The 12,874-nt window shown below is 53.0% G+C and carries 10 protein-coding genes and 1 other annotated feature; of the genes, 9 read left to right on the top strand and 1 reads right to left on the bottom strand.

The features are described 5' to 3' along the window. The first annotated feature begins 63 nt into the window (after positions 1–63). From rplK to ACK8P7_RS06145, 7 genes are all read left to right on the top strand, one after another. Entirely contained in the window at positions 64–489 is a 426-nt protein-coding gene (rplK, locus tag ACK8P7_RS06175; protein WP_036606756.1) for a 50S ribosomal protein L11, read from the top strand. 18 nt (positions 490–507) lie between these two features. Further along, entirely contained in the window at positions 508–1,200 is a 693-nt protein-coding gene (gene rplA, locus ACK8P7_RS06170; RefSeq protein WP_410043348.1) for a 50S ribosomal protein L1, read from the top strand. A 44-nt stretch (positions 1,201–1,244) separates the two neighbouring features. Further along, positions 1,245–1,380 (top strand) — a sequence feature (ribosomal protein L10 leader region). Between the two features lie 40 nt (positions 1,381–1,420). Further along, positions 1,421–1,918: a 50S ribosomal protein L10 gene (gene rplJ, locus ACK8P7_RS06165; protein ID WP_410043347.1), complete on the top strand. Its 498-nt coding sequence runs from the start codon at positions 1,421–1,423 to the stop codon at positions 1,916–1,918. 144 nt (positions 1,919–2,062) lie between these two features. Further along, complete coding sequence (rplL, locus tag ACK8P7_RS06160) at positions 2,063–2,434, top strand: 50S ribosomal protein L7/L12 (RefSeq protein WP_410043346.1); 372 nt, start codon at positions 2,063–2,065, stop codon at positions 2,432–2,434. 254 nt (positions 2,435–2,688) lie between these two features. Beyond that, on the top strand, positions 2,689–5,769 hold the full coding sequence (locus ACK8P7_RS06155; protein WP_410043345.1) for a zinc-ribbon domain-containing protein: 3,081 nt from the start codon (positions 2,689–2,691) through the stop codon (positions 5,767–5,769). A 131-nt stretch (positions 5,770–5,900) separates the two neighbouring features. Further along, positions 5,901–6,299 (top strand): VOC family protein, encoded by a 399-nt coding sequence (locus tag ACK8P7_RS06150; protein WP_410043344.1) that lies wholly within the window; start codon positions 5,901–5,903, stop codon positions 6,297–6,299. 2 nt (positions 6,300–6,301) lie between these two features. Continuing rightward, positions 6,302–7,678 (top strand): replication-associated recombination protein A, encoded by a 1,377-nt coding sequence (locus ACK8P7_RS06145; protein ID WP_410043343.1) that lies wholly within the window; start codon positions 6,302–6,304, stop codon positions 7,676–7,678. Between the two features lie 107 nt (positions 7,679–7,785). On the opposite strand, the gene ACK8P7_RS06140 is transcribed toward ACK8P7_RS06145, so the two are convergent. Next, entirely contained in the window at positions 7,786–8,619 is an 834-nt protein-coding gene (locus ACK8P7_RS06140; protein WP_410043342.1) for a hypothetical protein, read from the bottom strand. Positions 8,620–9,189: 570 nt separating this feature from the next. On the opposite strand from ACK8P7_RS06140, the gene ACK8P7_RS06135 reads away from it, so the two are divergent. Next, the gene (locus ACK8P7_RS06135; protein ID WP_410043341.1) at positions 9,190–9,387 is read left to right on the top strand and encodes a hypothetical protein; all 198 of its coding nucleotides are present in this window, start codon (positions 9,190–9,192) and stop codon (positions 9,385–9,387) included. Beyond that, positions 9,350–12,874, top strand: a 3,525-nt coding sequence (locus ACK8P7_RS06130) for a Cna B-type domain-containing protein (RefSeq protein ID WP_410043340.1), incomplete at its 3' end; no start/stop codon positions are given. The genes ACK8P7_RS06135 and ACK8P7_RS06130, both read left to right, overlap by 38 nt.

Raw genomic sequence — 12,874 nt, 5'->3', positions numbered from 1 at the left:
AAGTATGGGAGGGTTAATCAGATCTGCTGATTACCCCGCAATTACCACAAGGAGGTGCCTCATATGGCAAAGAAAGTAGAAGGATACATCAAGTTACAGATTCCAGCTGGTAAAGCAACTCCAGCTCCACCAGTAGGTCCGGCTCTCGGCCAGCATGGTGTTAATATCGTTGCATTCACTAAGGAATTCAATGCAAGAACAGCAAACGAGGGTGATGTTATCATCCCTGTAGTGATCACTGTTTATGCAGATAGAAGCTTCAGCTTCATCACGAAGACTCCTCCAGCAGCCGTTCTGATCAAGAAGGCATGCAAGCTGCAGAAGGCTTCCGGTGAGCCAAACAAGAACAAGGTTGCTACCATCAGCAAGGCTGATCTCCAGAAGATCGCAGAGACTAAGATGAAAGATCTTAACGCTGCATCACTTGAGGCTGCTATGTCTATGATCGCAGGTACCTGCAGATCCATGGGCGTTGAAGTAGAGAAGTAATAGGGAGGTCAACTGATTATGAAGACAGGTAAGAGATATACAGCAGCCGCTCAGGGCTTTGACAGAACGGTAAAGTTCACCGAGGTTGACGCACTTGAGCTTGTAAAGAAGAATGCAACAGCAAAATTCGACGAGACCATCGAGCTCCATATCAGAACTGGTTGTGACTCACGTCACGCAGACCAGCAGGTTCGTGGTTCTGTCGTCCTTCCAGCCGGCACAGGTAAGAAGGTAAGAATCCTCGTATTTGCAAAGGGCGCTAAGGCCGATGAGGCTCAGGCAGCTGGTGCAGATTTCGTAGGAGCTGAGGAGCTTATTCCGAAGATCCAGGATGGCTGGTTTGATTACGATGTAATCATCGCTACTCCGGATATGATGGGTGTTGTTGGTCGTCTCGGTCGTGTACTTGGACCGAAGGGCTTAATGCCGAACCCGAAGACCGGTACTGTTACCATGGATGTTACCAAGGCAATCGCTGATACTAAGGCTGGTAAGGTCGAGTATCGTCTTGACAAGGCAAACATCTTCCACGTAGCAATCGGTAAGGCTTCCTTCACAACTGAGCAGCTCAAGGAGAACCTTGATGCGATCATGAGCGCAATTGTAAAGGCTAGACCAGCTACATTAAAGGGAACCTACCTGAAGTCCGCTACACTGACTTCTACCATGGGTCCTGGCGTTAAGATGGATACCGTTCAGTTCGGTGCTTAATCTTGACAAAATAGGGTATTGACAGCGGCGTGAGCCGATGTTAATATACACTGCGTATTAACCCGAAGACAGCAGGTGGTGCGTCCGCACCGTAAGTCAGAACGCCTGCCGAGGAAAGATACAAACGATTTTAGTTTGTTCAACCCCGTGTCTTTTGGCATGGGGTTTTCCTTTTGTAAAGGTTTATACGAAAAAATCTTATAAGGAGGAAGAACCGAAAATGGCAAAGGTTGAATTAAAGCAGCCGATCGTTGACGAAATCAAGGCACTCCTTGATGGCGCTGTCGCTGTTACTGCCGTTGATTATCTCGGACTTACGGTTGAGCAGGATACTGAGCTCCGTAAGCAGTTAAGAGAGGCTGGTGTTACTTACAAGGTATTTAAGAACACCCTGATCAAGAGAGCAGCAGAGGGTACAGATTTCGCTCAGCTCGACGGCGTACTTGAGGGTCCTACCGCTATTGCAGTATCTAAGGATGATCCTGCAGCAGCAGCTAGAATCATCGCTAAGTTTGCTGAGAAGGCTACGAAGCTTGAGCTTAAGGCAGCTGTAGCAGAGGGCAAGCTTTACGATCAGAACGAGGTCAAGGTACTCGCAGCTATCCCTTCCAGAGAAGAGCTTCTCGGAAGACTTTGCGGATCCCTGCAGAGCCCGATCGCGAACTTCGCACGTGTCATCAATCAGGTGGCAGAGAAGAACGCAGAGCCAGCTGCTTAATCAGCAGATGGACATCCAAAGCCGCGTAAGCGTGTGGAGGAACCTGAACTCACAGGTGGTGAGTACCGCAGTATCGACTGCAAGACATAAAAGAATTATTTTGAACTGTGCATGAGCACAAAATTTCAAATGGAGGAAATTAAAATGGCTAAGTTAACTACAGAAGAGTTTATCGCAGCTATCAAGGAGCTTTCCGTTGTAGAGCTTAATGACCTTGTAAAGGCTGTTGAGGAAGAGTTTGGCGTATCTGCTGCTGCAGGTGTTGTTGTTGCTGCTGGCGCTGCTGCAGCTCCAGCTGAGGAGAAGACTGAGTTCGACGTAGAGCTTACTGATGTTGGTCCTAACAAGATCAAGGTTATCAAGGTTGTACGTGAGGCTACTGGTCTTGGCCTTAAGGAAGCTAAGGAGGCCGTTGAGGCTGCACCTAAGGTTCTCAAGGAGGCTGCTCCGAAGGCAGAGGCTGAGGATCTCAAGGCTAAGCTTGAGGCTGAGGGCGCTAAGGTTACTCTTAAGTAATAAAAGCGACATTAAGTCAGATCTTATACAGAGTCGGAAGGTAAGTTACTTGCCTTCCGGCTTTTTTATGTGAATCAGTACGATAAGAATTACCAGACACTGTCTGGCAAATTTTGTACGTTTTTATGCCCCAGCCGTCCTCCCTGCACTATAATTTTAATAACTATCTCTACGATTATTTGGTATAATAAAATAAGGACTGTCTAAATATATTTGCTTCGCATCCCGCGAAGCGCACTGAACAAGGCATATTTATGATTTGTACAAACTGTGGAAAAGAAATACAGGATGGCGCGTCGTTCTGCCCTTACTGCGGAGCGCTGTTTGCTGACGGCTTAGTCCGGATCCACTACGAGGCGCAGTTCGAGAGCTCAGCGGAGACGCTTCCGGTCTATAACGCGGAAACCGTGCGCGCGGCCTGGGACCGTCAGAAGGCGACCATCGGCGACGACCTTTCGGCGAAGCTCGATCAGATGGCAGAGACCCCGTCGTCCAATGCAGGCGATCTCAACGCGGATGGCGCAGCCTCGACACTTGCTGCCGCCGGCGCATCGTCGTCCAATGCAGGCGACCTCAATGCAGATGGCGCAGCCTCAACACTCACTGCAGGCGCTGCATCGTCGGCTGATGAAGGCGATCTCGGCACGGATGACGCTGCGGCCGATCCTTGCGTAACGCAGGATGGTGAGCATGCTTCGGAAGAAGATGCTGAAGATGCCGCAAACACGCCTGCGCGTGAGGATATCGACGCAGATTTCGATATAGACTTCGGCGATTCCTTCGGAAGGAAACGCGATGCTTCATCGAAAGCGTTTGCTGTAGAAGCTTCTTCGGAAGACGAGGATTACGACCCGGCAGCGGAAGACGAAGCGATCCTGGATGAGTTTTACAAGAAGGCCCTCCGCTTCGAGGCGGAGGAGCGTCGCCGCCGTGAGGAAGAAGAGCGCAAGGCCCGTGAAGAAGCGGAGCGTCAGGCCCGTGAAGAGGAAGAGGCGAGAGCGGAGGCCGAGCGTAAGGCACAGGAAGAAGCCGAAGCCCAGGCGAAGAAGGACGCAGAACGCGCCGAACTCGAAGAAGCGATGAAGCAGGAGCTTCTCAACCTCGCCGCCCATAAAACCCTCGGCACCCACATGTTCGACGATGACGAGGAAGAAGCAGAGACTTCTGAGGTTGCTGAGCCTGTAGAAGAAACCGAAGAGGAAACGGAATCCTCTGAGAAAACTGAAACTGTAGAAGATACAGCGGAAGCTACTGAAGAGAAAACTACGGATGTAGAAACGGAGGATACATCTGAAGACTCGACAGAAGAGACGGAAGTTGCAGAAGAGTCAGAGACTTCAGAAACGACGGAAGCCGTAGAAGGGACAGAAGAAGCTTCTACCGAAAAAACGACAGACGAAGCGGCTACCGAAGAGGAATCTGCTGAAGAAGCAGAAACTTCCGAAGCAACCGAATCTTCCGATGAGGTTGAGCTGGTAGAAGCAGAGGAAGCTTCCACTGAGGAAACAACGGACGAAGTAGCAGAATCTGAAGAAACAGAAGCAGTAGAGGAAACCGAAGAAACTTCCGAGGAGGAATCAACCGAAGAAACAGACGAAGATTCTGAGACCGCAGAGGTGGTCCCGATCGCGGATCATCTGCCGGATGATCCAGAGGAAGAGTCCGAGGAAGAGTCCGAAGATGATTCAGACGATGACGATATCGATGATGATGCCGATGACACAGAAGCTGATCTCGATGATGATGCCGATGACACAGAAGCTGATTCCGATGAGGCAGATTCCGACGAGTCCCTCGATTCCGATGAGACAGATTCTGACGAGTCCCCCGACAGCGATGCTGACGCTTCCGACGATCTTGACACTGACGACTCTGATGACGCGGATTCCGACCCCGCCGCTGATGACTCTGACGAAGACTCTGAGACCGCCACCGCCGAGGATTCCGACTCCGCTGACGGCGAGCACACGGCAACCATCACTCCGCTCAACGATTATGATCGTGTCGACCAGATGCTGGGCGTGAGCGACGTCACCACCGACACCGCTTCCGCGGCACACGCGCACAGCGCGAAGCGGTTTGTGAAAGTCGCGATCGCAGTGATCGCCGTCGTGGCCGTAGCATTGGCGGGATGGTACCAGATGCCAGCCACGAAGGAAAGCCGGATCCGCAGACAGGCGGAGAAAGCATACGCAGCTGCCGACTATACGACGGCCGCAGCGGCCTACCAGCAGCTGTTCGGCTACGGTGTGCAGAGTGAGGAAATCTATCTCCACGCCGCCGACGCCTACGCAGACGCCGGACACCACGCCGAGGCCGTGGCACTCCTGAAGAGCAGCCTCGCAGACTACCCGGACAGCAGCGCGCTGAAGGACGAGCTCGAGGCGCTGGACCCGACGGTTCACTTCGACCCGGAGAGCGGCGACTTCAGCGATCCGGTCAGCGTGAAGCTGAGCACCGACGCCGGCGATCCGATCCGCTACACGATCCAGCGGGACGGTGACAGCACGACGCCGGAGACGATCGAGTATGCCACCCCGGCCGAGCTCAGCTACAGCGGCCGCTACACCGTGACCGCCCACGCGATCGCGCGGGACGGCGAGGCAGGCAGCAGCTTCACGCAGAGCTACGAAATCCGGCTCGACCCGGACAAGTACTCGCTGAACGACTGGCATGAAACCGCCGACGGCGTGCAGTACCTCGACGAGGATGGCCGCTTCGTGACCGGCTGGCAGACCATCGACGACCAGAAGTATTACTTCGACGAGGCGGGCTACCGCGCGACCGGGCTCACAGAAATCGACCGCGACACCTACTTCTTCGACGCGGATGGCGTGATGCAGACCGGCTGGCAGCAGTCGGACGACGACTGGTACTTTTTCGACGAGACCGGTCGGATGCTCACCGACGTCTGGATCGAGGATACTTACTACGTCGGTGCCGACGGAAAGATGCTGAAGGACACCACGACACCGGACGGCATCGCCGTGGACGCAAGCGGCCGCAGGGCCTCCGACCTCGTGACCCTGTTCCAGCAGCACCCGAAGGCGATGGTGGTTATCCAGACCGCCGACCGGCAGAAGACGGGCGACTACTCGACCTTCGCGGCGAAGGCGTACTATTCGCACAGCTCCGACACACCGGAGGGCGACAGCACCGACGTCACCGTGAAGATCAGCAACCGCGCATGGATGCACTACATCGATAAGAAGCTTCCGGACGCGCTGGTCACCGACGCCTACCACTTCCTGCCGCACATCGGCATCCTGAATCCGACCTTCGACGACGACGGCGTCATCACGAAGTTCGACTTCATCCTGGGCAGCCAGGGCTGATCGCGGCCAATGCTTACATCCTGCACCCGCTCGCACATCTGCGTGCCTGCGGCCATGCAGCTCCGTTCACTCCGCCCGCGCGGCCACCGAAACCCGCGGGCGACATGCATAGACACCATAGAGGAAAAACGATGAATAACACCTTTGCATTCAACCACTTCAACTTTAACGTCAAGGACCTGGACCGCTCCCTCAAGTTCTATAAGGAAGCCTTCGGTCTCGAGCCGGTCGAGGTCAACGACCGCCCGAACTTCACCCTCGCCTTCCTCGGCGACAACACCACGAGCTTCCGTCTGGAGCTCACCTACCTCAAGGACCGCACCGAGGCCTATGACCTCGGCGAGCAGGAGTTCCACCTCGCGCTCCGCACTCCGAACATCAAGGAAGCGCACGACCTCCACACGAAGATGGGCTGCGTCTGCTTCGAGAACGCCCCGATGGGCATCTACTTCGTCGAGGACCCGGACGGCTACTGGATCGAGGTGATCCCGGACCGCACAAAGCCACAGTCCTGGCCGGAAGAAGCGTAACCATGGATTTATTTGAGTATATGGCGGAGAAGCAGAAGGAGTCCGACGCGCCGCTGGCCTCCCGCATGCGCCCGGAAACCCTCGACGACATCGTCGGCCAGGAGCAGATCATCGCCCCGGGCACCCTGCTCTACCGCGCGATCCGCGCCGACAAGCTCGGCTCCCTCATCTTTTACGGCCCGCCGGGCACCGGCAAGACGACCCTCGCGCAGGTCATCGCGCACACCACGAAGGCTGACTTCGAGCAGGTAAACGCCACCATCGCCGGCAAGAAGGACCTCGAGGAGGTCATCGCCCGCGCGAAGCAGAACCACGGCGGCTATGGTCGGAAGACCATCCTCTTCATCGACGAGATCCACCGCTTCAACAAGGCGCAGCAGGATTACCTCCTCCCGTTCGTCGAGGACGGCACCGTCATCCTCATCGGCGCGACCACCGAGAACCCGTACTTCGAGGTCAACGGCGCGCTGATCTCCCGCTCGCGCATCTTCGAGCTGAAGCCACTCTCCCGCGAGAACATCGCGACCCTCATCGATCGCGCTCTCACGGACACGCGGAAGGGCGTCGGCTCCTTCCATGCCTGGATCGACGACGACGCACGTGAGTTCCTCGCTGATGCTGCAAACGGCGACGCCCGCGCGGCGCTGAACGCCATCGAGCTAGCGGTCCTCACCACCGACCGCGATCCGGACGGCCGCATTCACATCACCCTCGACGTCGCCTCCGAGTGCATCCAGAAGCGCGCGGTGCGCTACGACAAGGACGGCGACAACCACTACGACACTGTGAGCGCCTTCATCAAGTCCATGCGCGGCTCCGACCCGGACGCCGCCGTCTATTACCTGGCCCGCATGCTCTCCGCCGGCGAAGACATCAAGTTCATCGCCCGCCGCATCGTGATCTGCGCCTCCGAGGACGTGGGCAATGCAGACCCCATGGCGGCAGTGGTTGCGACCAACGCGTTCCTGGCGGTGGAACGTGTCGGCATGCCGGAATCCCAGATCATCCTGGCCCAGGCCGCGACCTACGTTGCCTCCGCACCGAAGTCGAACGCCTGCTCCGCCGCGATCTTCGAGGCCATGCAGGAGGTGCAGCACTCCGGCAACCTCCCGATCCCATCCTACCTGCAGGACGCCCACTACAAGGCCAGCAGCAAGCTGAACCGCGGCGTCGGCTACAAGTACCCGCACGACTTCCCAGGCAACTGGGTCGAGCAGCAGTACCTCCCGGACGGCGTGAAGGACATGGAGTTCTACCACTACCCGCATAGTCATAGAAGAAACGCAGAACTTGAGATTTCAGAAAAGCAGGTTGCAGAAGGAAAAACGCGCCCGGCGAGAGAGGCACTGGCGGATCTCAGGGCGAAATATGACGTATAGCCTGAACGATCAGCTTTTTCCACATCCACAGATTTACGAGCGAAAAGAGCCCTACCTCTTCAGAGGTAGGGCTCGATCTTTCATATGGATTATTTTCTGTTTTCAGCTTACTCCACGACGGTGATGGTGTCGGCGGTTGCGACACGCATGCGGAGGGAGTCCACGAAGCTTATCTTGACCTTCTTGCCAACGGCTGCGGTGGCGTCGGAGAGGAGCTGGTCGTCGCCGCTGACGCTGAACTTGAACTCGGTGGCGTCGTCACACTGGAGGTAAACGACGTCGTCCTCAAGCTTCGTGAGGGTGCCCTGTACGGCGTAAATGTCAGAAGCAGGGTCGTCCATCATGTCGTCGGTCAGGACGCGGAAGCAGGTGGCGTCATCTGCGCCGAGCTCGCCGATATAGAGGATCTGTGCGTATGTGCCGACCGCCGGCTCACCGATATCGAAACCATAGCTCGCGCGCTTGAAGGTGTACTCGGTGCCGTCCTGCGGGCCGTCCTCTTCGTTTCTGCCTTCCTCCTCACGTACGGTGATAGAGTCGTCGGTCAGTGCCGTGATCTCGCCGTACACCTGGGTGTTCTCGGAGAAGTCGGAGTTGGTGTTCTCGTACGGTACATCCATCTGAACCTCTGCGACCTTCATGCCATCCGTCGGGTCACCCTCGCCGGCGTAGTAGATGTCGACCTCGTCACCCGGCATCCAGCTCCATGCCGGATTCGTGTGTGCCTCTGAGAGGTCGACCGTGATGCTGCTGCCATCATCGAGCTCGACGGTCAGCTGATTACCGTCCGCCTTCTGAATAGTCGCATAGAAGTCGCTCATGTCATCAGTCGCGATCGTACCCTCGACCGTCTCCTGCTTTCCGTCCTTCTTACCGCCACAGGCAGAAAGAGACAGTGCCATCATCGCCATCAGCAGTGTGTATGTTAATTTCTTCTTCATGTAGTTCTCCTTTGGTTATTCCGTAAATCCATTTCTCTGTTGCGAAGCCTGACACAAGCTTATCCTCATGCTCCTCACTGCGCTTCCGCAGCCAGACAGCCGACGATAAAATCAAGCGAACTATAAGATACCACGCAGAGGCGAACAGTTCCATTTCTTTCCTCTTAAGGCTTTATTAAAATTCCGTTCATGCTTCGTCCGATTCGCAATGATGCACTATTTATAATAGGAAGCTGTGTTTGTTTTGTGAATTCTAAAAGATCTTACTGCCGACAGGAGAAATGCTTCTGCCATGCTCCCCAACTGCCCGTTTTTTTTATAACCAACAGTTTTATAAATATTGTCATTAATTCACTAAAGACATAGAAAAATGACGAAAATTTTAGCGAAAATGCAACGAAACCACGAAAGTTACGAAAACGTGTACGAAAACCGGTTTATATATTGAACTGGCCGCGCGAGGGGCATATATTAAGTTTGAGTCAGAATCTCTGTAAGAAAATCGTAAGAATTAAAGTTCTGCATCAGATTTTTCAGTATATTTAAGATTTCATCTTGGGGGAGAAGAAAATGAGGATTCATCTGAAAAAACGTTTCACAGCGCTTATGCTGGCGGGCATGATGGTGACATCGAACGTGCTGCCGGCGTATTCCGCGACGGATGGCATCGCCGTAGAGCAGGCGGACGCCAGCTACGAGGCTGAGGCCGCATCTGCGGACGCATCCGCAGATGCCGAAAATTCGGAAGTTGGGGGGGGCATCATCTGAACAGGGTGATGCCGAAAAACCAGTGATCGATGCCGATGACACCGACAGCACCACGGATGCTTCTGGAAATGCCGCTTCCGACAGCGCCTCTTCCACCGTTGCTTCCGGTATGGAGAATACCGGTGTGGTTTCTGGTGCAGAGAACGTAAGTGACGCATCGAACACCAGTGCTTCTGGTACAGTGGGCTCGGATACCTCGGAGAACACCGGGGCTCCTTCTGTTGCTGAGAAGAGCAATATGATCGTGCTGGAGACCAGTGCAGCATCGACAGAAATCGAAACTACCGGCGCAGCGACGGATATCACCGGCGGCGCAGTCGCAGGTTCGGATGCCAATGTTTCGGGCGGCACATCTACCGCTGCTTCTAGTGCCGGCATCACTGCGGGCGGTGCAGACGCAGGATCCACAGCACCGGGCGAAAGTGCAGTAGAAACCGGCGCAGTTGAAACAACACTAGCCGAGAGCCTCGAGTCGATTCCGGAGACCACCGTCGAGGAGACGACCGTTCCGGAGAGCACTGAGGCGGCGAAGAAGGTGAAGCTCAGCTTCCATGTCGTTGACGAAGACGGCGAAGACATCGACGAGAAGTATGCAGACGTGAAGGTTTCCTTCGATCAGGACGGCGTGCTTACGCTTGATGACAGCGAGAAGGCACCGGTCAGAAACATTCGTAAGCTCACCGGCACCCGCCTCTTCGGACTGCTGAGAACCTATTCGAAGAACTATACATATAAGGAAGCGACCCTGGACGGCGACATCATCCGCGCGATTCGCAAGACGACGGACGAGGATGAGCACACCGTATATGAGTACACGATGGACGGCGAGAACTGGACTGCGTTCGAGGAGGACAGCGAGATCCTGCTCGTTTACTGCGCGCCGGAGACGAAGGGGAGCGGTCACGCCGAGTACATCGAAGAAGGAAAGATTAAGGTCGTTGTGGACCTCAAGAAGGACCTGCCGGAGGGCGTTGAGCTCCGCGTGCAGGAAGTGACCGATGAGGACCAGAATTACGATGCCTACATGACTGCACTCGATGATGCGGCGAAGGCATCGGCTTCTGAAATCGAGAAGCACAGCAACGAGAATACCCTGCTCTATGACATCGCCTTCATCGGCCATGACGAAGACGGCCAGGAGTATGAGTACCAGCCGGGCGAGGACGTCAGCGTGAAGGTTTCCTTCCTTGGCGGCCAGCTCGCAGGTGAGCTCGGTGCTTCCGACGCGGACAATGTGGTCATCAAGCACCTCCCGGTCAAGGATGAAGTGAAGGAGAACGCAGCGAAGGACGGTCAGCGCACCACCGCGGACATGACCGACCTCAGCGCAGACGACATCAAGGTCGAAGACGTCAAGAAGGCAAAGGTGACCCTCGACACCGAAGCGAAGATCGCGACCGTAGATGAAGAGGAGAAAGAAGACGAAGAAAAGGAAGTTGCCGAGTCGAAAGATGAAGTGACATTCGGTGTAGAGTCCTTCTGTGTATTTGCTTTTTCGGCAGGCGGTTTGAATAATGCTGCTTCATGGGAAGGCAGTCAGACTATTTCAGTAAAGTCGTTCAAGGATAAGTTAGGGCTGGCTGGACATACTGCGATATATGCAAGCGTATTAGATAATACGAGTGACCATCTGGAGGGGTCTATCGTTGTTGATACGTTTAATGATTCTGGTAATAACGAGTTGAATGCTCAGCAGAGATTAGTGACGCAAAACGAAATACAGAGTATTACGATTACTAAAAAAGTATCCGATGTTTCGAGTGCGTCTCGGAAATTTAAGATGGGTTTCTATTCGGATTCGAATGGAACGAATAAAGAAGCCGGCATTTCTGATGTTACGGTAACTGTACCGGCAAATGAATCATCGGGAAGTATCTGTATCAGACGTGCTGACAATCCGAGTTTATTTAATGTATTAGCAGATCATTCACTTTATGTGTATGAAATCGATGATAAGGAAAATCCATCAAAAGATGCTTTTTATGATGCGGATGGAAATAAAAAGTATTCTGTAGCATATGAAAACCCTGAAAACAGTTCGATGCCGAATGAGATTGAAAGCGATAAAGGAGAATTTGGTAATTACATTAACGTTATTAATCGTGCTGATCAGTATGGAGCGATGAAATATTTTGGAGAAAAAGGCTTTCATACATATTTAGGATCAGACTACGCAGACGATATATATGTGGACGATAATAATCAGATTAATGCGGATGCGAGTCAAAATAAGTACCTTTGGATTAAGCATGCTGATGGAACAAATAGTATTCGCTTAAAGGATTATAGAGGCCTTGCTGGTGATAAAACGGATACATATATTCATCATTTAGGAGCAGAGGAATTTGAGCGCAGAACGAAATTAAAGGAAAATCTTGGACAAAATGAGGATGATTTAAATTGCGTATTTGCACAAGAATCCATACGACTTGCAGATGCGAAAAGAGGAACAACGACAGGTAAGACGAATTTCAATGTTCTTAATGTTATAAGTAAATTCGGAAATCTTAAGAGCGATCTGGAAAATAATAATTTAGGGTTTGGTGAAAATTCAATACAAAATGGCGATGCTATAAAGGACCTGCTGAAAGATGATGAGAAAGACGACGAATACTTACTGATCAATATTGATGCAACAAATAAGGAATCGTATACCTTAACGCAGATTAAAATTGATGGAGAAACTGCGGATTCTAATGATGGATATCCAAGAATTGGATCTCATGTTATTTATAATTTTGTTCAGAAAACATCCGATGGCAAGACATTTGTTCCATATACAGGTGAGATAAGGATTGATAACGTAGCTGCCGGAATGATTTTTGCACCGAAAGCAACCGTTGTGCAGGTAGGCGGATTCCGTGGAAGCATAGTGGCTTATCATGTGAGTCGTCCTCATGACGCATCAGAAATCCATCAGAAGTGCATCGGAAGCAGTGAGAGACGATATGTAGATATTACAGTATCAAATACTGCACCAGGACCAGAAACGACGAGTATAAGTGTTGCCAAGGTGTGGGACGATTCGGAGAACCAAAACGGCAAGAGACCGGACTCTGTCAAGGTACAGCTGAAGGCAGATGGCAATGTTCAGGAAGAAGTTGAGCTGAATGCAGGAAATAACTGGAAGCACGAGTGGACAGACCTTGCAAAGAAGAACGGCGGTACAGATATCACATATACCGTGGAGGAGGTTAACGTACCGGACGGTTACACAGCAAGTGTAACAGGTGATGCCAAGACTGGCTTTACGATCACGAACAAGTACACTCCAGAATCAACGAGTATCAAGGTTAAAAAGAAGTGGGCTGATTCGAATAACCAGGATGGCAAGAGACCGGGCTCTGTCAAAGTGCAGCTGAAGGCAAACGACGTTCCAAAGGGAGCAGAGATTGAACTGAATGCAGGAAATAACTGGAAGCATGAGTGGACAGACCTTGCAAAGAAGAACGGCGGTACGGATATCACATATACCGTGGAGGAGGTT

Source organism: Oribacterium sp. P9 (assembly GCF_046365365.1).
In the GTDB taxonomy this organism is placed as follows: domain Bacteria; phylum Bacillota; class Clostridia; order Lachnospirales; family Lachnospiraceae; genus Oribacterium.
The sequence above is the reverse complement of the archived record's forward strand: the minus strand, read 5'-3'. Positions and strand labels throughout refer to the sequence as shown.